A 23,231-nucleotide genomic window follows, 5' to 3' on the forward strand; every position below is an offset into this window, starting at 1 on the left:
AGGCCACAGGGCCGGATTGAGAGAGACCCAATGCCATTTTTAACCCAAGTGGGACAGAGTTTACTGCAAGAGGGACTGCACCTCGACGATCTGCAAACTTACCTGGAGCGAATCCACCAACACCAGGTGGATTTTTCCGATCTCTATTTTCAGGGCAGCCGTCATGAAACCTGGGTGCTGGAAGATGGCATAGTCAAGGAAGGCAGTTTTCATATTGAGCGTGGTGTCGGTGTCCGAGCCATCAGTGGTGAAAAGACAGGTTTCGCCTACGCCGATGAGATAACCCCCAAAGCCTTGGCTGCCGCCGCCGATGCCGCCAGAGGCATAGCCCAGACTGGGGGCAGCTATCAAACTCAGGCCTGGAAGCGCCGCGGCGCCAAGGCGCTGTATCTGAGTGAAGATCCGATAGCGGCACTGGAAGAGGGCCGTAAAATTGCCCTGCTCAAGGAAGCGGATGCCTATATCCGCAGCCTGGATAGCCGCATCATTCAAGTGGTGGTCAGCCTGGCCGGAGTGCATGAAGAGATACTGGTAGCTGCCAGCGATGGTACTCTGGCGGCGGATATCCGGCCGCTGGTACGCTTCAACTGCTCTGTGATCCTCGAAGAAAACGGTCGCCGTGAACGGGGCGGTGCCGGTGGCGGTGGTCGTCACCACTATCAAACCCTGATGGCTGCCGCTGATGACGGCTTGCCCATGTGTTTTGCCTTTGCCCGCGAGGCCGTGCGTCAGGCACAGGTCAACCTGCAGGCGATAGACGCCCCTGCCGGTGAAATGCCTGTGGTTCTGGGCGCAGGTTGGCCCGGAGTCTTGTTGCATGAAGCGGTTGGCCACGGTCTGGAAGGTGACTTCAACCGTAAGGGCAGCAGCGCCTTCAGCGGTAAGATTGGCCAGCAGGTGGCCTCCAAGTTGGTCACTGTGGTGGACGATGGCACGCTGGAAAACCGCCGTGGCTCGCTGACCATAGATGATGAAGGTACCCCGGCGCACAAGACAGTGCTGATTGAGAACGGCATTCTCAAGGGCTATATGCAGGACAAACTCAATGCCCGCCTGATGGGACAAAAGCCCACTGGAAATGGCCGCCGCGAATCATACGCTCACTTGCCTATGCCGCGTATGACCAACACCTATATGCTGGCCGGTGAGTCGGCGCCTGCCGATATTATCAAGTCGGTGAAAAAAGGCCTCTACGCCCCCAACTTCGGTGGCGGTCAGGTGGATATCACCTCGGGTAAGTTTGTGTTCTCGGCCTCTGAAGCCTACCTGATTGAAAACGGCGAGATCACCAGTCCGGTAAAGGGCGCGACCCTGATAGGCAACGGCCCGGAAGCCATGGGGCAGATCTCCATGGTGGGCACAGATCTTGAACTCGACAAAGGCGTCGGCGTCTGCGGTAAAGACGGCCAGAGTGTCCCGGTCGGGGTTGGGCAGCCAACGCTTAAACTGGACCGTCTGACGGTCGGCGGCACAGCCTGAGAAATGCTGTCGAATTCCTGATTCGGCAGCTGAGTTTAGCGCTGGTTCCTGCATTGCTCTTGGGCGAAGTTGATAGCCGCTGTGGCGGCAGAAAGTCTTGGAGCAAATGCATCCCTATTAACCTTAAACCGTTGGTGATTTTGCAGAAACAGGCTTGGCAAGGACAATTCTGCATGAACCTCCGAAAGTGAGCGTCTCAGAGAGTCTCAGACACTTTGCAGCGGGCTTCCTTGCAGCTCGGAAAGTGTTTAGGGTGTCTTGTATATTTGATATTAGCCGCTGTGCCAGCGGCATAAAGTCGTGGAGCTTCGCCCCACACCCGACCAAGAGGGGAACAACAGCAATCCCCTCTTGGATCTCCCTTGCCGCCCCACACGGTGTCGAAAGCCCCTCGGCCTAATGGCGCAAATAACTAGCGCTTCAGACGCTCATCCCTGATTCGACTGTCGCTGCTTCGGCATCCTTGCCTCAGCCACGTTATTTGCGCCAACGGCTGTCGGCGACACCGAGGGGGAAAGTCGGTGCAACTCTGCAATCATAGCGTTACTTGAAATTCCACAAACATACACCTATTTTCCAGGCATAGGCGGGACTGTGACCGTCGAAAACAGGGATGTTTTCGACGAGGCTACAGGGACGTATTCACGCCGTGTCACAGGATCGCCTGTGCGAGAGCGAACCGCAGGTGATGGGCTGCACCGTAGCCGGAAGCTCGGCCAATGCCTATTGGCGACACCTAAGGGGGAAGTTGGTGACATTCTGTAAAGTTTAAATCTACCAAAAGACAGGACAGCCAAAAGACAGGACAGTCAAATCTTTCTCAATACAACCTCCGGGTAATGGCATATCATGATAGCCGGGTTTAACACCATCAGAAGCCTGGTATGGTAATAAGGTGCAGCCCGTTAGACTTAAACCAATCAATGCCAATCAGCTTGCCAGCAAACAGTTAACCCGCATCAAATGACTAATCCGGTAATTGTTTGCAAAGGTCATCAAATAGCGCAAAACTTTCTGTTAGCACAGTTTGTAATTGTGTTTCGTTATAGCACCATGGCTGGTGTTGTGTACGCCAGTCTTTATCCCAATCTATCTTTTCACCTCGCGCTAACCGCTCCGCCACGGCAATCTGTTGATAAGTGCCGCCACCAATTCGCTTATCTTCACGCCACAAGTCAAAGTTGAACACTACCCACTGCAGCATCTCCATCATAAGCCTCATATGGGGGTAGGCGAACTTTTTGGCATTTAGCTTGTAATATCCCCCCTCGCTTTTGTAAAAGCGAATCGGGTAAGGGAACTGGGCAACCAATGCCTGTCGACGCTCCGTCGGCACCTTAGGATTAAAATCGCCAGGGAGTTTAGGAAAGCGCACCAACATGGAGGCATAGCGCTCGGCAAAATCGACCTCGCGGGCAATGGTAATCACGGGTTGTGACACTTTGTTTAGAATAAATTCACGTTCTTCATTGTCTAACATATCATTACTCATCTCGACTGTTTATGGTTTCCAGCCTGCAGGGGCTCGGCCCGAAATCTTAGCTCCCCTTGGGTGCAGCAATGGCCTTGTAGATCAAATCAATCCCAGATAAGCAGGTTCCATCAGGGTTTGCGCTGTTAATTGAGCCGCTGGTAAAGAAAGACAAGACAGCCAGATCTTTTTGATGTTTCACACCCCCTCGACTAAACAACTGATCCTAATACTGCTACATTTCCGCTGTGCAGTGTCCGCTGCCAGGAAATGGTGAAACCGTTTCCATAAATCGCCATACCCTGCTGAGGCGTTTCAGCATGGTCTTGCAACTATGATTGCGCGTGACCGTTTCATGCAGCGCCAGCCATAAGCGCTCTATCTTGTTAATCCGAGGTGAGTATACAGGTGAAACAGTAGCTTGAACCTGGAATTGTGTTTGAGCCGGTAGTCCACCTTTTTTGACCAGCTTTCCGGTTTTGTTTGGCCAGCATTCTGTTTAAAACTAAGCAGTTTCTCAATGTACTTGAATAATCTCTCGGGCCAATGTGTCTGGTCAATGTCTCAGGCTAACTTGTTGATGGGCTGTGAGGTAACAATTCATGGTGTTGATAAGCCAGTTGAGTCACATTTTGGAGTCTGGATGGACTCGTGCAGACATACGCCCATTTCCTCGGTGCAGGTTTGCCGATACGACTGCTCGGCATAAAGTCTGGAAACTGCTGCTATACGCAGCAGATTAGCTAAAGATCTTGGTGGGTATAACCCATTTCTCATACTTGGCGAGATAATCGTCGGCAAGCTTCACTCTTAGTGTTAGTTTCAATACAGCTTAAAAAAGACTAGGATCCAGTGGCTTGTCTGTTTTTTTACCCAGGTTTCGACAGGCCTTGGAGGCCTTGCGCCGCCGCGCAGCAAGGTTAACTGGTGGCCGACAAGCGAGGATGATATCCTTTTTGCTCAGGAATTAGAGTTTTTACTCTAGGGGTGTAGATGAAATTGACCAAATTTGCCTGGTTGCTGTTGTGGCCGCTGGCGGTTCAGCCTGCGTTTGCAGCAGACTATAGTTTTGCCTCGGCCTGGCAACAGTTGCTGGAGGTGAGCGACAAGCTGGCGGCCGAAGGCCAGGAAGTCAGCCGCGCCGAGGCGCAGCAAGAGGCCGGGCGCGACCTTAACCTGCCATCGCTCAACATCAACGGCAGCTATACCAGGCTGGAAAAACCGATAGAGCTGGATCTGCGCGATCTCAATCCACTCGCCTCTATGGATCCCGCCACTCTGCCACCGGCCATAGGTGGCATTATCGGCTCGCTTCCCGGCTCGATGTTTGTGACTCCTTTCACCGAGCAGGATGTGTTCCGAGCCAGCTTACAGGCGATGTGGCCGATTTATACCGGTGGCCAGATCTCTGCCGCTCAAGGCATTCAGGCGGCTCAGGTGGCTGAGAAGAAGCAGCAACTGGAGTTGGCACGGCGTGAGCTGTTTACCACTCTGGTAGACAGATACTATGCCGTCACTGTGACCCAGGCTTTGGTGCAAACCCAGGCTCAGCTGGTGGCATCGCTGGAAAAGCATTACAGCCACGCTGAAAAACTGGAACAACAGGGGCAGATCGCCAGAGTCGAGCGCCTCAATGCCCAGGTGGCACTGGATCAGGCCAAGGTCGACCTCGGCAGTGCCAAACGCCGCCATGAGATGGCGCTGATAGCCCTGTCTCGCCTGCTGCACCAGACTGATATCGCCACCAAGTCACCGCTGTTTATGGTGCCAAGCTCCCCTTCATTGCCGCAGTTGACTGAGCTGACGCTGAAGCAGCATCCAGCCTTGCGCTTGTTGGAGGCGAAAGAGACCCAGGCTCAGGGTCTGGTCGATATGGAAAAGGGAAAATACTTCCCCACGGTTTTCCTCTACGGTAACTACACCCTCTATGAAGACGACAGCCTGTTTTCCAAGGTCGAACCCGACTGGATGGTAGGCGTCGGGGTCAAGGTGCCGCTGCTGTCCCGTGATGGTCGCAGTGGCAAGGTGCAGGCGGCCAAGAGCGCCTTGCTGCAGGCCAGATACACCAAGGCACAAACCCGTCAGGATCTCAGTCTGTTGGTGGATCAGAGCTATCGCCAACTGCTGCAGGCCGAAGAGGAGGTTAATGCCTTGAACAGTTCTCTGGCGCTGGCAGAGGAAAACCTCAAGCTGCGGGAACTGGCTTTCAATCAAGGGCTGTCTACCTCCATCGACAGGGTGGATGCCGAGCTCAAACTCAGTGCGGTACGCACCAAGCAGTTGGCGGCTCAATATCGTTATGTTCAGGCCTATGCCCGCTTGATGGCGGTCAGTGGCCAGTTGGATGAATTTATCGGACGCAGTGACAAGCAGGAGATACAGGATGCGGGTTAATCCTTTGGTGGCCATAGTGGCCCTGGTAACCATAGTGGCGGCGCTGGTATATGGGCTGATCCTGGCTTACTCCCCCAAGCCACAGTTGTTGCAGGGGCAGATAGAGGCCAGGGAATACAATGTGTCTTCCAAGGTGCCGGGCCGGGTGGAGCAGGTGTTGGTGCGCCGCGGAGACAGTGTCAGTGAAGGGGATCTACTGTTTGCCATCGACAGCCCAGAGCTCAATGCCAAACTGATGCAGGCCGAGGGTGGCCGCGATGCCGCCAAGGCGATGCAGCAGGAAGCCGACAGCGGTGCCCGTAAGCAGCAGGTTGCCGCCTCCCGCGAGCAGTGGCTCAAGGCCAAGGCCGCCAGTGAGCTGGCCAAGACCACCTTCGACCGGGTAGAAAACCTGTTCCGCGATGGCGTACTTGCCCGGCAAAAGCGTGATGAAGCCTTTACCCAATATCAGGCCGCCAAGTATACCGAGCAGGCCGCCTATGCCATGTATCAAATGACCGAAGAGGGTGCCCGGGAAGAAACCAAGGCCGCCGCAGCCGGTAATGCCCGTATGGCCGAAGGCGCGGTGAAAGAGGTCAGTGCCATACTCGCCGACAGCCAGATGCGCGCGCCCAAGGGCGGTGAAATCACCGAGGTGCTGTTGCAGGTGGGCGAGCTGGCACCCAGTGGTTTTCCTGTGGTCAGTTTGGTGGATATGACAGATGCCTGGGCCGTGTTTCAGGTGCGTGAGGATCAGCTCAAGCAGTTCAAGAAGGGCGAGCGTATGACCCTGACACTGCCGGCGCTGCAACGCAGTGTCGAGTTTGAGGTCAGCCACATCAGTGTGCTGGGCGACTTCGCCACCTGGCGGGCGACCGAGAGTGGCCACGACTTTGATATGCGTACCTTTGAAGTGGAGCTCAGGCCGCTGGAGCCGGTAGCCGATCTGCGGGTGGGCATGTCAGTATTACTTGAAAAGTCTTGATTATGAAGAAGTTGCTTCGGCGAGAGTGGCAGGCTGTCTGGCGCGATCCCTGGCAGCTGGCACTGATAAGCTATCTGCCGCTTATCGGTGTGCTCTGTCTTTGGTGGTTGTTTTCCGCCGGGTTGCCCAGGCAGTTGCCGGTGGCGCTGGTGGATCAGGACAACTCCAGCCTCAGTCGTGAGCTTGGGCGTCATCTTGAGGCTAATCCTGTCACCGCCCCCAGACGTTATCTGGCGCTGGACGAGGCGGTCGAGGCGATGCGCCGCGGCGAGGTCTATGCCTTGGTCATCTTGCCCTATGGTTTGAAGCAGGAACTGCTGACCGGGCACACTCCCACCATAGACCTGCGCTACAACGGCCAGTTTTTGCTGGTGGGCAAACTGCTGGCCAGTCAGTTGCAACTGACCCTGGCCGATGGTTTGCAGCAGGTGGCCAGGCTCAAGCAACTGGCGGCAGGCGTAAACCCGTCCCAGGTTGAGGTACATCTCAGCCCTGTCAGCACCCAAACCACGGCGCTGTTCAACCGCAATAACAACTATGTCGGCTTCCTGGTGCCGCCTGTGCTGATAGCTCTGTGGCAACTGCTGGCCATGTTGGCTTTTGCCGGCAGTCTCAACCGTGAGCTGCGCCAGGATACCTTGGGCGAATGCTTCCGCCTGGGTATGCCCTCAGTGCTTTTGAGTAAGTTTATGGTCAACGGCGCCTTTATGCTGCTGCACGGCGGCTTTATTTTGGTGCTGTTGTATCAGCTGCTGGGGCTGCCGATAGCCGGGCAACTCCTGTGGCTGCTGCCGATGCAGATCTTAATGTTGATGGCGGTCTGGCTCTGGGTGCAGGGGATTTTCTTTATGCTGGCCGATAGCGCCAGGGTGATCAGCTTTTGCACCGCGCTGTTTGCACCCGCCTTTGCTTTTATGGGCATTACCTTCCCGACCGGAGAAATGCCACTGCTGGCGCAGTGGTGGCGTCTGTTGATGCCATCAAGCCACTATATAGAGTCTCATGTTGCTTTGGTGAGCTATGGCGCCGGGCCGGCCAGCTTGCTGCCTCAGGCGCTGGGTTATCTCGGCTTTCTGCTGCTGTTGCTCCCCAGTTGGTTCTTTGCCCGTCGTTATGCCAGGGTGCTGCAGTCGCAGTTGCCGCTTGAGGAGACGTTATGACAGCCAAGTCCCTCTCGTTATGGCAGTTGATCTGGCTAGATTTACGCGCCTTGGTGCGTGACAAGGCGATCTCTTTGACCCTGTTTGGCGGCGTGCTCTTCTATGCCGTGCTCTATCCTTTGCCCTATCTGCATCAGGTGCCCACAGAGCAGCAGTTGGTGGTGGTGGATCACGATAACTCTTCGCTGTCACGGCGGCTTATCCGTCACGCCGATGCCAGTGCCCGTATCCAGGTCGTCGGTCGGGTCGGCTCCATCGACGAAGCCAAGGCCTGGGTCACCGATGGCCGCGCCCATGGTTTATTGGTGATCCCGTTTGATTTTCGCCGCGATCTGTTGCTGGGACGGGGCGCGACTTTGAGCTTCGGCGGTGATGCCAGTTACTTCCTGATCTATTCCGCTGTGGTAGAAGGTTTGGTGAGTGCCGGTATGGATGCCGGCAAGCAGATCCAGCTCAAGGGACTATTGGCCTCGGGCCAGAGCCCTGAGGCCGCGGCCCAGAGTCTGGCGCCGATTAAACTCAATGCCGTGCCCGCATTCAATAAAGGTTTGGGTTATACGCCCTATGTGGTGCCAGGATTGTTTCTGCTGATTTTGCACCAGACCTTGCTGATAGGCACAGGCATACTCGGCGCCGGTCAGTGGCGCCAGCCGGGCTATTGGAACCGGGTTAGTCCCTTGATGCTGGTCAGTGCTCGGGTGTTGGCCTTCGGCTTGCTCTATAGCCTGTTCAGTGCGCTCTATATTGGCTGGTGTTATTACTTCTATCAGGTGAGTCTGCAGGCGAGTCTTGGTCAGGTATTGTTGCTGATGTTGCCTTTCCTGCTGACCACCGCCAGCGCCGGGGTAGCGCTCAGCTGCCTGTTTGTCAGGCGCGAGTTGCCGACTCAGATCCTGCTGCTGGTATCCATGCCTATCCTGTTTGTCAGTGGCTTTGTCTGGCCCTTGGCACTGATCCCTGAGCCCTTGGTATGGCTGTCGCAGGTGATCCCGGCGGTGCCGGCGATTATGGGAATGTTGCAGCTGAACCAGATGGGAGCCGATTGGGCGGTTATTGCCCCCAAATGGTTGCAGCTCTGGGGGCTATTGTTGCTGTTCTTCCCTCTGGCGGTTTGGGGCGTTAGTTGGCGTCGGCGTCAACTGGCAGCAGCGGCGCACTGACTCTTTCCAGCACGCCACTGGCCTTGGCCAACACCAGCCCATAGTTGGTGATGGCGACGCCGCGGCGGCGACATTCGAGAATGCGCCGCTGCATCTCCGCCCGCCCCAACATACAGGCGCCGCAGTGCACTACCAGTTTGTAGCGTTCCAAATCGGCCGGAAAGTCATGGCCGGCACAGACGCTGAACTCCAGTTGTTTGCCGGTCAATTTGCCGATGGCCGCCGGGATCTTCACTCTGCCTATATCTTCATCCTGCACCTCATGGCTACAGGCCTCGGCGATTAGTACCCGATCACCATCCTCGAGCCTTTCGAGCATCTCGGCGCCTTGCAGCTGGGCCGGTAGATCGCCCTTGGCCCGGGCAAACAGGGTGGAGAAGGTGGTCAGAGGAATGCTGTCGGGTACCTGAGCGGCCACTTGTCTCACCGCCTGGGCATCGGTCACAACCAACGCCGGTGGCGTGGGCATGGCGGCCAAGGCCGTGGCCAGCTCAGACTCACGGCAGATGCTGGCAATGGCACCGTTATCCAGCGCTTCTCTGAGAACCTGCACCTGGGGCAAAATCAATCTGCCCTTGGGGGCCGCCGAATCTATCGGGGCGACCAGCAGCAGTTGCTCTCCTATGCGGTAACAGTCGGCGGCCAGCACGGGGTCGCAACGAAAATCTGCCGGCACCAGTTGAACCAGTTGCTCGACCAAGTCTTCCCGGTGTTTTGCCTCTTGGGTCGACAGGCATAAGAACTTGATACCCTGGTCGTTGAGCCAGTGCTGATGCTCTGCGGGCAGAGGGGCCAGATCTTGCTTGTTCGCTACCACCAGGATTGGCAGCTGCCAGCTTTGCAGCAGTAACAGCCAGTCGCGGTCAAACTCATCCAACCCCTGTTCATCCAGCACATAGACGGCGATATCGGCCTGTTGCAACGCCCGGCGACTGGCGGCTATTCGCTGAAGCCCCAGGGCGCCGGTATCGTCCAGTCCGGCGGTATCTATCAGGGTAGCCGGGCCGACCGGATGCAGTTCAAAGGGCTTGCGCACCGCATCTGTGGTGGTGCCCTTGGTCTCAGAGACTATGGCACTCTGTTGGTTGGATAAGTAATTGAGCAGGGAGGATTTCCCGGCGTTGCGACGACCACACAATACTATGTGCAGTCTGACCCCGCGGGGGGCTGCATTGGGGGCCGAATTACACATTAATTTGTCTCCTGGCGTTGCCTCTGTCCGCAGAGCAATACAAGCCGCGGGCTTTAAGGCTGAGTCTGATATCGGCGAGACGCTGCTCCAGCGGGCAGCCGGAGGCATTCTTGCCGGGGTAAATAAGGTATTTGCTGCTGTCTTTCTGTGGCGTGAACGAGGGCATAAGTACATTGCAGCCGCGGCTCAGGGATTCGAGCCTGGCGCCTTTTTGCAAGGCATCCAGGGCGCTGGTGGCCGGAATGTTGGCACCGGGATTGAGTAGCCTGAGTATGGCGCAGGCTCGCTGGCACTCAAGCACATTGCCGTTGGCCGTGTTTGCCAGCGGGGTTTGTGGATGGCTGACGAAGGGACCGACCGCCAACATCTCCAGTTCCATGGCTGAGAGCGCCAACAGGGCGTCGGCCAGGGCATCGCTCTTGCTGCCAGGCAGGCCACAGATAATGCCACTGCCGGTCTCATAACCCAGGCTCTTGAGGGTTTCCAGTAGCCTTAGGCGTTTGTCCAGCACTCTTCCCGGGCGCAGGCGGCTATAGAGCTCGGCATCCAGGGTTTCCAGTTTCAACAGATAGCGGTCGGCGCCGGCTTCGCGCCAGAGCGCCAGCTCACTGTGGCTGCGTTCACCCAAAGATAGCGTGATGGCCAACTGGGTTTGCTGTTTGATGGTGCTGAGGATGCGGCTTATGCCATCCTGTCGAAAGCGGCTGTCTTCACCGGATTGCAGCACCAGGGTGCCGATACCGGCTTTATCTACTTTGAGGGCCGAGTCGATGATTTCCTGGTGGCTGAGCCGGTAACGCTCAATGTCGCGATTGGCGGCTCTCAGGCCACAGTAGTGGCAGTCACAGCGGCAATAGCTGGAAAACTCCACTATGCCTCTGAGCCAGATCTCCTTGCCAAAGTACTGGCGCTTGACCGCATCGGCGCGGGCAAACAGCCAGTCATCGGCTTCGCCGCAGAGCAAGGCTCTGATTTCTGCTGAACCCAGATTTTCGGCCGGTTTCATGCTTGGGATCCCGCCTGTTTCAGCACTTGTGCCAGCTCATCGGCGTAGCGATACAAGGCCTGTTGCCAGGGCGTGGCAGCGACCTTGGTACTGCCTTGCATTCTTTGCCATAGGCCCGCCGGTGGCAGCCCCAGCTCGCGGCTGTCCAACTTGAGCCACAATCCCAAAGGCGCCAGATGTGGACTATGGGCATAGTGGCCGACAAACAGTTGATCATCGAGCAGCAGCAAAGGCGCGCTGGCGGCTAGCTTACTGCTGACCGCCGTCACCTGCTCGGGCCAGGAGGCGGCAAGTTGATTGCTCCAATGCTGAGACACCCGGTATTCCTCGAGGATTTCCGCCTCGGTGGATTCCGGGCGCAACATTTTGCCGAACGCCAGCCCGGCTTCGCTTTCCAGCTTTTGTGTCACTATCAACAGCTGCGACAGCTGACTGCTTTGCAGTCTTTGTCGCAGCAACTGATCTATCGCTCCTTCGCTGAAATTGGCATAGTGGCCGGCATGCAGGGCTACTCGCCGGGCACGGCTCAATGCCGATTTCAGCTGTTGTTTTGGCAGCCCGGCATAGAGACGGCATCCGGGTGCCAGTACCAGAGTTTTGCCTTTCACAGATAGATGTCCCTCTCGCCCGCATCTGTGCGCGTGAGGCAGGCCTCGATATTGCGTCTTCTGGCGGGGCTGAGTTTATCCAGCTCGGCGGCTATCAGTGCCTCACCGGCTTTGCGGGTCTGCTCGCTGGCGTAGTCGTTGAGGTATTCCTTGAAGGTGATCAGGGCGTTGGGTTGGCAGAACTTGCCGATAAACTGCTGCTTGGCCAGGCCGATAAAGTGATCGCCGGTGCGGCCCTTGCGGTAACAACCGGTGCAGAATGAGGGGATGGAATGGCTATGCTTGACCAGATCCAATACCACTTCATCTATGCTGCGGTGATCGCCCAGGCTGAATTGAGCCGCATCGTCTTCCTGGTTGTAGCCACCTGGGGTGGTACGTGAGCCGGCGCTGATCTGTGATACCCCCAGGCTTAGGAGTTCACGTCTGAGTTCGGCACTTTCACGGGTGCTCATAATCAGCCCTGTGTAGGGCACTGCCAGGCGGGTAATGGCCACCAGGCGCTTAAAGGTGGCGTCATCGACGACATAGGGTGGCCGCTCCGACAAACTGGAGCCATCGGCGGGCTCAATCCGCGGGAAGGATATGGTATGCGGACCTATGCCGCAATCCTGTTCCAGTTGCTGTACATGGGCGAGCATGGCCAGCAGTTCGAACCTGTGGTCATAGAGACCGAACAGCACGCCAATGCCCACATCGTCGATACCGGCTTCCATGGCTCTGTGCATGGCGTAGAGACGATAGAGGAAGTCCTTCTTGCGGCCCTTGAGGTGCACCTGTTCGTAGGTCGTTCTGTGGTAGCTTTCCTGAAAACACTGATAGGTGCCTATGGCGGCCGTCTTCAGCAGCTTGAAATCTTCTGTGTCCATGGGAGCGCAGTTGACATTGATGCGGCGGATCTCACCGCCTTTGCCTTTGCGCACGCTGTACATGGTCTTGATGGAGTCGACTATGGCGCGAGCGTTATTACGCGGGTGCTCACCGTAGACCGCCAGGATCCGTTTGTGGCCCATCTCTTCCAGGGTTTCCACCTCGGCGATCAGCTCCTGCTCGCTCAGGGTCTTGCGTGGCAGGTCATGGTTGTCGGCGCTGAAGCCGCAATAGCTGCAGGCGTTGGCGCAGTAGTTGGAAACATACAGGGGGGCGAACAGTACTATGCGATTGCCATAGATGGCGTCCTTGATGCCACGGGCAACGGCAAATAGCTCTTCGTCCAGGGAGGCATCCTGGTTTTGCAGTAAAACCGCCACTTCCTCCAGCGTCAGCCCCTGCAAGCGGCGGGCTTTTTCCAGCACCTGGCGCACGGTATCCGGGCTGGGTTGCCGGTTGTTATTGAGCAAGCCCCAGATGGCGTCATCATCGATAAAATTTACGGCGGGGTTATAGTCTTTGACTTGAATCGTTTCTGTATGGCCCGATACAAGCGGGTCTGATATCAAAGGGCCTGACATCTGTAGTGGCTCTCCTGTAGATAAGGAGCGCAGTCAAACTGCGCTCCTTGGAAAATGGAACTTATGGCGTTACTCGGCGCGTTTGGCGGCAACCGGAATGACCTCCTCCTGCACCCAGAGAGGGGTGTACTCGGCTGCGTCATGGTAGGGCACCTTGCCGTGCAGCATCATCGCCTTGAAATCGTCGAAGCGATAAACCGCCAGGAACAGATGCACGGGCAAAAACGCTGTCAGCAGCAGGCCACAACCCAGGTGGATCATCCCCAGCAACCAGGCGGTATCGCGTGGGATTGCATAGGGAACCAGCCACAGCGCCAGGCCCGTGATGATCAGTGCAGTACCACCAAGCAGGACACAAACCCCGAACAGCTTCTGTCCAGAGTTGTATTTGCGCATAGGAGGCACGGCGACCTTCTTGCCCAGCAAAAACTTCTGCGGATAGCCGCCAAGTACCTTGAACCAACCCACATCGTTACCACCGAAGGTGAACACCCGGTTGGTGAACAGCACGACACGGTCGAATGCCATCAGGGTGAAGGCCACCGCATCCAGCGCCATGATGACACCGGCAACAATATGAATGTCATAGGTCAGCCCCATGGCGCTGTCGCTCAAGGGTTTGAAGAACAACAACAGCCCGGTTGCCGCCAGTGGCAGGAAGCTCAGCAGCAAGATGTAGTGGAACACCCGAACATTCAGCGGGTGCTTGAGAATGGGACGATTGTCCTGATGCATAGCCGACTCCTTAGGATTTCAGTTTAGTGCGATCGACAAAATGGGTGTGCAGCAACTCGTGCGACAGATGCCCCAGCGGTTCACCGCCAAATTCGCTGTAATAGCGGGCAATGGCCGGGTTGGCATGGCTGACACGGTACTTGGCAATGGCATCATCCATATAGAGGGCATCGGCCCTGGCCTTGATGTATTCGTTGCGCTTGGCGATACGGCTGCCGAGCCAGCCCACAGGCAGGGCCAGTAGCGCCAGAATCGCAGCGCCCACGGCCATGAAACGGCGCCGTGACAACAGAAAACCATCTTCGGTAAATTGATACTTGTCTGTCATGAGCAATTCCTTACAGTTGGGCAACCCAGGATGTGCCTGAGCCGTTGATAGGTTGACCGCCACCGTTGACGCAACCACCGGCGCAGTTCATCACTTCGATAAAGTGGTAGGGGGACGTGCCGGCCATCACCTGCTCCAGCAAGGGGCGGATATTGCGGCCCATGTCGTGCACCACGGCGACTTTCAGCTGCACATCTTGTTTGAGCTGTTGGTCATGAATGGTGAGTTCGGCTTCCTTGACGCCTTCCAGACCACGCACTGGTGCCAGTTCCAGCTTGGCCAGCTCTTCACCTGTAAGCACCTTGTGTGCGGTACGCACCGCGGCTTCCATCACGCCACCAGTGTTACCGAAAATGGTGCCGGCCCCTGTATATTGGGCAAACAGGCTGTCACCCTTATATTCGGCCACATCCGGCAGATGAATATCGAGGCGCTTGAGCAGCTCGGCCATCTCGCGGGTGGTCAGCACTGCATCCACATCGGCGTAAGGGGCGGCATCACTGCCGTGTTGCTGATGGAAGCGCCAGGCAGAGTTGAATTCAGGGCGTGAGGCCTCGAGTTTTTTCGAGGTGCAGGGCATAACTGCCACTGTGAAGATCTTTTCCGGAGCCATCTCATACACCTTGGCGCCATAGGTTTTGGCCACAGTCCCGGCCATCTGCTGCGGCGACTTGGCGGTGGAAAGATGTGGCAGCAGGCTGGGGTATTCGTTTTCCAGGAAGCGAACCCAGCCCGGGCAGCAGGAGGTGAATTGCGGCAGCTTGCCGGCGCCTGGCTTCTGGCGCACATTGGCATGCAGCCTGTGAATGAACTCAGAGCCTTCTTCCATAATGGTCAGGTCGGCGGCGAAGTTACAGTCGAAGATCCTGAATCCGGCCTGGTGCATGGCGCCGTAGAGTTTGTTGGTCAGCAGTTGTCCCTTGGGCAGGTTGAAAGCTTCACCTATGGCAACCCGTACCGCCGGAGCCAGAATACCGACCACCTGAGTATCGGGATCCTTGAGCTTGGTCAGCACAGTATCCAAGGCACTCTGGGTTTCATGAATGGCGCCGAACGGGCAGTTGATCAGACACTGGCCGCAGCTCAGGCAACGCTCTTCATCAATCTTATGGGGGGCACCGGATGCGCCCTCAATAGCATGGGTGGGACAGAACTGTTTGCAGGCGTCACACCCTTTGCATTTGAGCGCATCTATCTGGATCAGTCCGCGGATCTCTCCCGGCTGATAGCTGGTTGCTGTCATGGCAATGCGTTCCTTTTTACGTGATAATATTCTTATTTTCTAATTGCTTATGTAAAAGCTATACCCCTTGGGAAAGGGCGGAGGGATTATAGGGAATGGCTTGTCGCTATCTGTGATCCAAAGCAGATCAGCCTTGAGATTTCACAAGTTTTTACATGAAATATGATGAAATTAGCCGGTGAAACAGGGGCATGGGACTTTTTGACTTAGGGAAGGTGCAAATAAGTCCTCGTGGCACTCTGGCTTGCACAGCAATTGGCGTTCAAGGCATCTGACTGAAGGCATGCCGAGGCCTGTCGAAGTCGGATAACGCAGAGAGCCGGTTGCTGTGAAAGCCCCGAAGGGCGTGGCTTACAGGCCTGCCTGCTGTGTTGTGCTTCTTGCAAAGGACTAGGGCCATTTGCTGCGAACCACGCCTTGCATCCAGGCCTGTAAGCCGACGCAGAGCACACATGGGACTTGTTCGCACCTTCCTTAGGCACAGCTTCAGCCAATTTCACAGATGTGGTGCGGGATAACACGGACACATCTAGCTGGGTTGAGCGTTAGAAATAGAGGTTTTCGACGGCTTTACCGTCAACCAGGATTTCGCACTTGTCGCCGTTGCTGGATTTTGAGGATTGCACCGCGCTGGCAATAATGCCAAAGGCGCCGCCCTGACTACCGAGCACGGAGCCGAAGTAGCACTTGCCGTCGATCTCCATCTCTTTATAACGGCCACCCAGGTTTTGGGTTGGGGTATATGGAGGGAAGGTGCCGCGCATTATGGGGTCACCGTTAACTGTCAGTTCCAGTTTCTTTTTATCGGAAAAATAGCGTCCACCGAGCTTCAGCGTTTGGCCTTTCACTTCGACGGTTTTTTCCTGGGCTATGATGGGTTGTGGGGTTGAGCTACAGCCTGCCAGCAGTGCGCCGGTACAAGCCAGTGAGGCAAGAGTCAATTTACGCATTAATCCGTCCTTTATTGGATGCGATATCTGTGGGGTATTACTTTTCCGTGTTATCCGCGCCGGATTATAACGTCTTGGCAACAAAAAACGCCAGCATCAAGGCCGGCGTTTTTACGGTATGGAAGACTGAATCAGTCTTCCAATTCGCTGCGCAAATACTTGAACAGCTCGGCAGAGGACTTGGACTGAGGCCCCTTGGTCAGCTCTTTATTGGCCTGACGCACCAGTTGCCTGAGTTTTTGTCTGTCCAGTTGCGGGTGCTCCTCCAGCAGGGATTGCACTTCGGCATCGCCACCACTGAGCAAACGGTCACGCAACTTCTCAAATACTTGAGCCTTTGCGGCCGCTTCATTGTTCTTGTTCAGCACCCGCTCAAGCGAGGTTTGAATCGCCTCGAGATCTTCGTTGCGCATCAGCTTGCCGATAAACTGCAACTGACGACGGAAGGCCTCGGTATTGGGCTTGATGTTCTTGGTTTGCATGATGGCATCAAACAGGGACTCACCTAGCTCAATTTTGGCCAACTGACTCTTGCTCAGCGCTGCCAGCTGCTTGCCCAGATCCTGAGCCTCTTCACTGTCGCGTTTGAGCGAGGTCTTGCTGATATAGTCCTCGTCCTCATCATAAGGCTGTTTAAAATGCTCTGAATCGCCAACTATTTTCATAAAGTCTTTCCTCTGATACTGGCGCTGATTGTAGCATCCCCCTTGGCGCTTCGTCTTCTACGGCAGCAAAATTGATCTGTCGTGGTTATGTGAATAAAGCCGGCTTTTGTTATGCTAGGGGCAGTTTAGCCAATTCAAGAGTAAACCTGTGTCTGCAAATTTTATTGATAGTGAACTGAGTGCGTTGAAAGACGCGGTGGCAATGGCGCTGGAGTATGCCAATAGCCTGGGCACCAGTGCTGCCGAGGTGGCCATCAGCAAGCAACAGGGTCTGAGTGTTTCCACTCGCCTCAAGGAGGTGGAAACGGTCGAATTCAACAAGGATGGCGCGCTGGGGATCACCCTGTATCGCGATGGACACAAGGGCAGCTCTTCCACTTCGGATCTGTCGCCGGAGGCGATTCGTCAGGCGGTTAAGGCCGCCGATGGTATCGCCCGCTATACCAGTGAAGACCCTGCCAGCGGTTTGGCCGACTCTGAGTTGATGGCGAAAGATTTTCCCGATCTGGATCTCTATCATCCCCGTCACACCAGCCCGGAAGAGTTGGCCGAGTTGGCCATTCGCGCCGAAGCTGCAGCGCTGGACAGAGACCCGAGGATCAAGAATTCGGATGGGGCCAGTGCCAACGCCCACAACAGCGTCAAGGTCTATGGCAACAGCCATGGTTTCCTGCAGGGCTACTGCAGCTCGCGCTACAGCCTGAGCTGTGTGGTGATTGGCGCCGAAGAAAACGGCGATATGCAGCGCGACTATGACTATGGTATCAACCGCCGCTTCGACGCCTTGTTGAGCCCAGAGCAGGTGGGGATTAAGGCCGCCGATAAGACGGTTGCCCGTCTCGGTGCCCGCAAACTGGCAACCGGCAAAATGCCCGTGCTGTTTGCGCCCGAAGTGGCCACAGGTCTGGTGGGGCATCTGGTCAGCGCCATCAGTGGCTCAAGCCTGTATCGCAAGTCCAGCTTCCTGCAGGATGCTATCCACACCCGGATTTTCCCCGAATGGTTCAGCATTGCCGAGCAGCCGCATCTTAAAGGTGCCCTGGCCAGTGCCAACTATGACAGCGAAGGGGTCGCGACCCGAGAGCGGGACATAGTCCGTGACGGCATATTGGAGAGTTATCTGTTGACCAGTTACTCGGCGCGCAAGCTGGGACTGGTCAATACCGGCCATGCCGGCGGCATCTATAACTGGACGCTGGCTGATACCGGCCACAGTTTTGATGAGTTGGTGCGTTCCATGAGCCGGGGGATCATAGTCACAGAGGTGATGGGCCAAGGCGTGAATATGGTCACCGGCGACTATTCTCGCGGCGCCGCCGGTTTCTATGTTGAGAATGGTGAAATCCAGTTCCCGGTCGAGGAGATCACCATAGCCGGTAACCTGAAGCAGATGTACCGCTCCATGCAGGCGGTTTCCAGCGACAGGGATTTGCGCTCCAGCATCCGTACCGGGGCAATCTTGCTCGATGAGATGAAGATAGCCGGTAACTAAGCCTGCCAAAGACTGAAAGCTCGCAGTTAAAGCGGGCTTTTTTATCAACTTGGATTACTGTTTTTGAGGGATTACTGCGCCATGCTTGGCTGTTTTGCGGACGGCTTATTTGCGGACGACTTGGGAAGCAGTTCACTGGTGTAACGTTCAATGACCAGGCTAAAGGGCTTGTCATCGGCTCGCAAAAGCAGCGCCTTGTGTTGCAATACAAATGGCGGCAGCACCTTGCTCCCTTGCCACAGCTTCAGGCTCTGGAGGTTTTCTCTCCTGAAGTCCAGCGCCTTGACGGCGGTGCCGAACGGGGTTTTTGTATGCTGTAACTGTTGATTCATCTCCTGGGTAAGGAGCTCGGGCACATACCAGTTGTCAGCGACAGATAACACTCTATCGCCACAGATAAGACGCACCTTGCGATGGCCTAGTCGGCTTCCCGGCGCCACTTTAAGCTGACGGTAGACCTCCTTGGGAGCATCATGAATAAAATGCTTTTCTCCTTCGGCGCGAATGCTGGCGTCTGTGGCCAGTTGATATTCATCACACCAGTCGCTCAAGGTTTTGGTTGCGCTACGGCTGGCGAGCAGCCGCTGATCCAGTTGTAACAACAACTCGGATGTGCTCTGGTCGGGAGTGACTTGGGGCGGTTTGCTCTGGGCCTTGGAAGCGGGAAGTAGCGCCAAGCCACAAAGCAGCATTAAACCGGCCGATATTGTTCTTCGCAGTGGGCATTGTCCTGAATGGCGGGCTGCAGGCATTGGCTGAGTTCTCTTAGGTTATTGCAGATGCTGTTGGCTCTGTGCTCGTCTCCCTGATGCAGTATGGTGAACAGATGTTGCAATGCCATAGCATTGAGATAGTCCTGATGAACCGGCGGGAAGATATCGGCATCGATTTTGGCCCGTTGCAGGCGTTTTGTTATCGCTTGCTGACTGCTGTGCAGTACCAGCTCAAGGGCGTTTTGCAGGCGCTGCTCCTCCTCGGCCATCAAGGTCATGGCCAAGTCCAGCTGTGCCTGTGGCGTCAACGGCTTGCGGGAAAACATATTACAACTCTTTGCGACCCAAAAGCAGTAGTGTACCCATTAGATGCTGGACTCAGGCTGAATTGCTCCAAAATGTATCAATGGAGTAGGGGCAATACTCCTTGTATGAACAGGGGGATTAGGGTACAGCCGCCGCTTGTGATACCTGCTGCATATAGTATTGATAACGCCGCTCGGTTTCACCGCTTTCGGCCATGTCATGCAAGGCCTGCTGCAGTGCGTAGGCCCGGCTGTCCGGCTGCAACTCCCAAGGGCTGTTGTCAATGGATATCGGCCTGTCGGCAATATAATTTGGATTGGTTCCGGCACTGAAATAACGGCTCTTGCGTGAGAAGCCCAGGTGTCCTTGTCGCCTGTGATCGCAGCAGTAGGGATGCAGTTTCAGCCCGTGCTGAGGATGGGTTTTCAGCCAATATCTCAGGGTTGATTCATCGTAGACATAGAAATCACCCTGATGCTGTTTGAGAAAGACTATCGCCGAGTCTGTGCTCATGTCCGGTGGCTTGCGCACTATCAATTTGTCCGGTAAACCACCCAGCTGATAGCTGCCGGGGGAGATAAGCAGCACTAGCTCTTTATCCACCAATTGCTGCAACGAGGTGATGTCACTCAAGTCGTCGCGGCTGACGCCGATATAGCGTTCAGACAGACCGTTGGCGATGAAATGCGCGTAGTCGTGGCGCTCTTTGGAGAAGGCCAGCCCGGGATAGAAGTCGATATTACCCTTGGCAATTTCCCAGAGAATACGCTTTTTCGGCGCTCGCACCACCTTGAGACTACAACCTATTTTTGCCGCCGCGTCTTGATACAGGCTGAGATAGAGGCCACTGTTATCCGGTGCTTCAGCAATATAGGGGGTCCTGGCATTGGTGCGATACCCCATGGTCAGCTCACAGGTTTCTGCGGCAAGCAGCTGTGGTGAACAAGCGAGTGCCAGCAGCGCCAGACAACAGAACCTGAATATCACAGAACAAACCCTCCCGGATTGACTGAAACAGACTGAATAGTGATTGTTTTTAATAACATGAATAAGGCGAAACGCGACATTGTACTTTGGGCCAAGATTAAGATATTTGGTTATTGGTACAAATGGGAGTAGTATTTGCGCGATTTTTGTCCGGTATGGTCGGGCAAGTCTCATCCAATTGAAATAAGGAGCCGATATGGCCAAACATATTAAGCAGACCGCGCTGCTGGAACATGAATCCGGTCGTGGACAGATCAAAGATAACGCCCTCAAGGCCGTGGTGACCAGTTCACTGTTTCGCTGTCGCAGCGAGAAGCCGAAGAAGGGCAAAGGATCATACAGTCGTAAAGGACGCAATGGAAAGGGGCAACAGGGTGTTGCCCCTTTTGATTTTATGACTCTAATCTTTTCACCCTGCTGACACCTCAAGAAAGATTTCTCCAAGGTGTTGGGAGAGTTTAATCCGGCATCTGCACCAGTTCGGCCCACAGATCGTGCTCATCAGAATGAGTGATCAGTGCGCGCACCATGTCCCCTGGGCTCAGTTCCACTTCTCCGTTTAAGAATACCATGCCGTCGATTTCAGGTGCATCGGCATAGCAGCGGCCAATGGCGCCTTCCTCGTCCACATCATCGATAAGGACATCCAGCTCACGGCCTACCAGGCGCGCCAGCCGCTCGGCACTGATCTCGGCCTGCACCTGCATGAAACGCTCATAGCGGTCCTGCTTGACCTCTTCACTGATAAGCTCTGCTAAGGTGTTGGCCACGGCGCCATCGACTTCCGAGTACTTGAAGCAGCCTACGCGGTCCAGCCTTGCTTCACGCAGGAAGTCCAGCAGGATTTCGAAATCCTCTTCGGTTTCACCGGGGAAGCCAACGATAAAGGTTGAGCGGATCACCAGATCCGGGCAGATTTCTCGCCATTTCTTGATGGCGTCCAACTGGCGGTCGACCCGGCCGGGGCGCTTCATCATCTTGAGCACACGAGGGCTGGCGTGCTGCAGTGGCAGATCCAGATAGGGCAGGATCAGTCCTTCGGCCATCAGCGGGATCAGCTCATCGACCCAAGGGTAAGGGTAGACATAGTGCAGGCGTACCCACACCCCCATCTTGCCCAGATGGCGGGCCAGGGTAGTGATATCTTGCTTCACCGGCATGCCGTTCCAGAAGTCGGTGCGGCCGCCCTTGTCTTTGCCGTAGGCCGAGGTGTCCTGGCTGACGACCAGAATTTCCTGAACCCCGCTTTCCACCAGGCGTTTGGCTTCATCCAGCACGCTGCCGACACTGCGGCTGTCCAGATCGCCCCTCAGCGCCGGAATGATGCAGAAGGTACAGCGGTTGTCGCAGCCTTCGGAAATCTTCAGGTAGGCATAATGCTTGGGGGTCAGCTTAACGCCGGCTTGCGGGATCAGCGAGGTGAAGGGGTTGTGCTCCGGCTTGGGCACATATTTGTGCACATGGTTCAGCACGGCTTCATAGCTGTGGGGGCCGGTGATCTCCAGTACATCCGGATGCACTTCGCGGATCTGGTTTTCCTTGGCGCCCAGGCAGCCGGTGACTATCACCTTGCCGTTTTCTTCCAGCGCTTCACGCACGGCATCCAGCGACTCTTCCACCGCGGCATCAATAAAGCCACAGGTGTTGACTATTACCAGGTCGGCATTGTCATAGCTGTTGGTAACCTCATAGCCGTCGATGCGCAGTTGGGTGAGGATCCGCTCGGAATCCACCAGGTTCTTGGGGCAGCCCAGGCTGACAAAGCCGATGCGATTGCCGCTGGTTTGGGCCTCGGCAGGGCTGTTTTCCTGTGCCAGAGTCTTGGCCGGAGTGTCCAGAGTCGTGGTCTGCTTGGGATCAAAAATGTCGACTGATTTCTTCAAGAGCTGTTTTCCGCAATGCTAAAGCTGATGGAGCACGCTGGGGTGCCGGTAAAATTGGCGGCGATTATACCTCAGCCATAGAAAAGGTACAGTTGGGCTGGTTAATTTATGTTCTATGTTGCCATCTCGGTTGCCGCTTCAAAACCTCGTTGAAAAATTTTTTGATTTTTTTAACCCTTTTGTCAGCTGGCTGCGTTTCTATGGTCAACGAAAGCGAACTTTTTGGAGAACCAAGATGAAAAAATCTCTGCTGAATCTGGCGCTGATAGGCGCACTGTTACCCGCTACTCTGATGAGCCACTCGGTACTGGCCCAGGATAGACCTCTGCTGGAAACTACAGGCGTCAGCCAGATACAGGTTGAGCCGGATATGGCTGAAATCCATGTTGAAGTGTCATTAAGCGAATCTGATGCCAAGGCGGCCAAGGCCGCATCCGACAAGGCGGTGGCCGCTTTTATCGAGCGCCTGCTCAAGGCTGGGGTCGCCAAGGAGTCGATTGCCGCCGCCAATCTGAATCTGCAACCTGAGTATGTTTACCTCAAGGACAAGGCGCCCGAGCTCAAGGGGTATCGCGCCAGTCGCAGTGTGACCGTGTTGGTGAAACAGTTGGATCAGCTCAACCCCATACTGGACTCGGCACTAATAGGCGGGATCAACAAGGTGAACCAGATCAACCTCAAGTCCAGTAAAGAAGCCGAGATGCGCAAGCAGGCGCGGCAGGCGGCCATTGAAGATGCCAAGCAAAAGGCCCGTGAGCTGGCGGCCGGATTTGGCGAGAAACTCGATGGCGTCTGGTCGATTCGTTATTTCGACCAAGGCCCGGTGCGTCCTGTTATGTACAAGGCCGCCATGATGGCTGAAGGCGCTATCAACCAGAGCTATGAGTATGGCCAGGTAACTTTCTCCGACAGGGTCGAGGTCAGCTACAAGCTGCGTGACTAAACCCAAGTTATCCTGTCTGACAGTTATGATGCGGGCCCCCTGGTGGTGCCCGCATTGTTTGTTTTCCAGCCGGTAATCCAAGCAATTTCTCTTATTGCTGA

General features: G+C 55.6%; 22 protein-coding genes and 1 pseudogene. 8 read left to right on the top strand and 15 right to left on the bottom strand.

All coding sequences use genetic code 11. The features are described from left to right. Positions 1 to 30: 30 nt before the first annotated feature. Complete coding sequence (tldD, locus tag ACF8D4_RS20975) at positions 31 to 1,479, top strand: metalloprotease TldD (protein ID WP_028781336.1); 1,449 nt, start codon at positions 31 to 33, stop codon at positions 1,477 to 1,479. A gap of 967 nt (positions 1,480 to 2,446) precedes the next feature. On the opposite strand, the gene ACF8D4_RS20980 is transcribed toward tldD, so the two are convergent. Next, positions 2,447 to 2,959 carry a hypothetical protein gene (locus tag ACF8D4_RS20980; RefSeq protein ID WP_123117278.1) on the bottom strand — a complete coding sequence of 171 codons (513 nt, stop codon included), beginning with the start codon at positions 2,957 to 2,959 and terminating at the stop codon, positions 2,447 to 2,449. Positions 2,960 to 3,185: 226 nt separating this feature from the next. Then, positions 3,186 to 3,394: pseudogene (locus ACF8D4_RS20985) on the bottom strand (IS630 family transposase); the annotation flags it as partial. 549 nt (positions 3,395 to 3,943) lie between these two features. On the opposite strand from ACF8D4_RS20985, the gene ACF8D4_RS20990 reads away from it, so the two are divergent. Genes ACF8D4_RS20990 through ACF8D4_RS21005 form a run of 4 tightly spaced genes read left to right on the top strand, consistent with a single transcriptional unit; the run spans position 3,944 to position 8,628 of the window. Then, positions 3,944 to 5,344 (top strand): TolC family protein, encoded by a 1,401-nt coding sequence (locus ACF8D4_RS20990; RefSeq protein WP_392465157.1) that lies wholly within the window; start codon positions 3,944 to 3,946, stop codon positions 5,342 to 5,344. Next, the gene (locus tag ACF8D4_RS20995; protein ID WP_028781331.1) at positions 5,334 to 6,308 is read left to right on the top strand and encodes an HlyD family secretion protein; all 975 of its coding nucleotides are present in this window, start codon (positions 5,334 to 5,336) and stop codon (positions 6,306 to 6,308) included. Before ACF8D4_RS20990 ends, ACF8D4_RS20995 begins: the two co-directional genes overlap by 11 nt. A gap of 2 nt (positions 6,309 to 6,310) precedes the next feature. Then, positions 6,311 to 7,468, top strand: coding sequence for an ABC transporter permease (locus ACF8D4_RS21000; RefSeq protein WP_392465158.1), 1,158 nt, complete (start codon positions 6,311 to 6,313; stop codon positions 7,466 to 7,468). After that, complete coding sequence (locus tag ACF8D4_RS21005; RefSeq protein ID WP_392465159.1) at positions 7,465 to 8,628, top strand: ABC transporter permease; 1,164 nt, start codon at positions 7,465 to 7,467, stop codon at positions 8,626 to 8,628. The genes ACF8D4_RS21000 and ACF8D4_RS21005 overlap by 4 nt, the downstream gene beginning before the upstream one ends. Here ACF8D4_RS21005 and hydF read toward each other — a convergent pair. From hydF to yjgA, 9 genes are all read right to left on the bottom strand, one after another. After that, the gene (gene hydF / locus ACF8D4_RS21010; RefSeq protein ID WP_345857248.1) at positions 8,588 to 9,820 is read right to left on the bottom strand and encodes a [FeFe] hydrogenase H-cluster maturation GTPase HydF; all 1,233 of its coding nucleotides are present in this window, start codon (positions 9,818 to 9,820) and stop codon (positions 8,588 to 8,590) included. The genes ACF8D4_RS21005 and hydF overlap by 41 nt on opposite strands. Further along, positions 9,813 to 10,826 carry a [FeFe] hydrogenase H-cluster radical SAM maturase HydE gene (gene hydE / locus ACF8D4_RS21015; protein WP_054744475.1) on the bottom strand — a complete coding sequence of 338 codons (1,014 nt, stop codon included), beginning with the start codon at positions 10,824 to 10,826 and terminating at the stop codon, positions 9,813 to 9,815. The genes hydF and hydE overlap by 8 nt, the downstream gene beginning before the upstream one ends. Beyond that, on the bottom strand, positions 10,823 to 11,434 hold the full coding sequence (locus tag ACF8D4_RS21020) for a hypothetical protein (RefSeq protein ID WP_392465162.1): 612 nt from the start codon (positions 11,432 to 11,434) through the stop codon (positions 10,823 to 10,825). Before ACF8D4_RS21020 ends, hydE begins: the two co-directional genes overlap by 4 nt. Further along, the gene (hydG, locus tag ACF8D4_RS21025; protein WP_054744473.1) at positions 11,431 to 12,885 is read right to left on the bottom strand and encodes a [FeFe] hydrogenase H-cluster radical SAM maturase HydG; all 1,455 of its coding nucleotides are present in this window, start codon (positions 12,883 to 12,885) and stop codon (positions 11,431 to 11,433) included. The genes ACF8D4_RS21020 and hydG overlap by 4 nt, the downstream gene beginning before the upstream one ends. Positions 12,886 to 12,954: 69 nt before the next feature. Further along, entirely contained in the window at positions 12,955 to 13,620 is a 666-nt protein-coding gene (locus ACF8D4_RS21030; RefSeq protein ID WP_392465163.1) for a cytochrome b/b6 domain-containing protein, read from the bottom strand. A gap of 10 nt (positions 13,621 to 13,630) precedes the next feature. Beyond that, entirely contained in the window at positions 13,631 to 13,948 is a 318-nt protein-coding gene (locus ACF8D4_RS21035) for an iron hydrogenase small subunit (RefSeq protein ID WP_044735281.1), read from the bottom strand. Positions 13,949 to 13,958: 10 nt separating this feature from the next. Continuing rightward, complete coding sequence (locus ACF8D4_RS21040; protein WP_392468954.1) at positions 13,959 to 15,191, bottom strand: [FeFe] hydrogenase, group A; 1,233 nt, start codon at positions 15,189 to 15,191, stop codon at positions 13,959 to 13,961. 545 nt (positions 15,192 to 15,736) lie between these two features. Next, positions 15,737 to 16,141: a hypothetical protein gene (locus ACF8D4_RS21045; RefSeq protein ID WP_025010220.1), complete on the bottom strand. Its 405-nt coding sequence runs from the start codon at positions 16,139 to 16,141 to the stop codon at positions 15,737 to 15,739. A 131-nt stretch (positions 16,142 to 16,272) separates the two neighbouring features. Next, positions 16,273 to 16,806, bottom strand: coding sequence for a ribosome biogenesis factor YjgA (gene yjgA / locus ACF8D4_RS21050; protein WP_025888297.1), 534 nt, complete (start codon positions 16,804 to 16,806; stop codon positions 16,273 to 16,275). A gap of 148 nt (positions 16,807 to 16,954) precedes the next feature. Here yjgA and pmbA point away from each other — a divergent pair, with 148 nt between their 5' ends. Next, positions 16,955 to 18,298, top strand: coding sequence for a metalloprotease PmbA (gene pmbA, locus ACF8D4_RS21055; RefSeq protein ID WP_096141108.1), 1,344 nt, complete (start codon positions 16,955 to 16,957; stop codon positions 18,296 to 18,298). A 71-nt stretch (positions 18,299 to 18,369) separates the two neighbouring features. On the opposite strand, the gene ACF8D4_RS21060 is transcribed toward pmbA, so the two are convergent. The 3 genes from ACF8D4_RS21060 to ACF8D4_RS21070 form a co-directional block, all read right to left on the bottom strand. After that, the gene (locus ACF8D4_RS21060) at positions 18,370 to 18,990 is read right to left on the bottom strand and encodes a hypothetical protein (protein WP_025010218.1); all 621 of its coding nucleotides are present in this window, start codon (positions 18,988 to 18,990) and stop codon (positions 18,370 to 18,372) included. Then, the gene (locus ACF8D4_RS21065) at positions 18,990 to 19,337 is read right to left on the bottom strand and encodes a hypothetical protein (protein WP_392465168.1); all 348 of its coding nucleotides are present in this window, start codon (positions 19,335 to 19,337) and stop codon (positions 18,990 to 18,992) included. Before ACF8D4_RS21065 ends, ACF8D4_RS21060 begins: the two co-directional genes overlap by 1 nt. 118 nt (positions 19,338 to 19,455) lie before the next feature. Further along, positions 19,456 to 20,304: an ABC transporter substrate-binding protein gene (locus ACF8D4_RS21070; protein ID WP_186295259.1), complete on the bottom strand. Its 849-nt coding sequence runs from the start codon at positions 20,302 to 20,304 to the stop codon at positions 19,456 to 19,458. Between the two features lie 196 nt (positions 20,305 to 20,500). On the opposite strand from ACF8D4_RS21070, the gene ACF8D4_RS21075 reads away from it, so the two are divergent. After that, entirely contained in the window at positions 20,501 to 20,725 is a 225-nt protein-coding gene (locus ACF8D4_RS21075) for a ribosome alternative rescue factor ArfA (protein ID WP_096141104.1), read from the top strand. A 37-nt stretch (positions 20,726 to 20,762) separates the two neighbouring features. Here ACF8D4_RS21075 and rimO read toward each other — a convergent pair whose 3' ends face one another. Continuing rightward, positions 20,763 to 22,187, bottom strand: a complete 1,425-nt coding sequence (gene rimO / locus ACF8D4_RS21080; RefSeq protein WP_025010214.1) for a 30S ribosomal protein S12 methylthiotransferase RimO — start codon at positions 22,185 to 22,187, stop codon at positions 20,763 to 20,765. Positions 22,188 to 22,422: 235 nt separating this feature from the next. Between rimO and ACF8D4_RS21085 the strand changes: the two genes are divergently transcribed. Further along, positions 22,423 to 23,130 carry an oxidative stress defense protein gene (locus ACF8D4_RS21085; RefSeq protein WP_392465169.1) on the top strand — a complete coding sequence of 236 codons (708 nt, stop codon included), beginning with the start codon at positions 22,423 to 22,425 and terminating at the stop codon, positions 23,128 to 23,130. The last annotated feature ends 101 nt before the right edge of the window (positions 23,131 to 23,231 follow it).

Origin of the sequence: Shewanella sp. YQ_9, from assembly GCF_043103185.1 — a bacterium.
GTDB classification, from domain to species: Bacteria; Pseudomonadota; Gammaproteobacteria; order Enterobacterales; family Shewanellaceae; genus Shewanella; species Shewanella algae.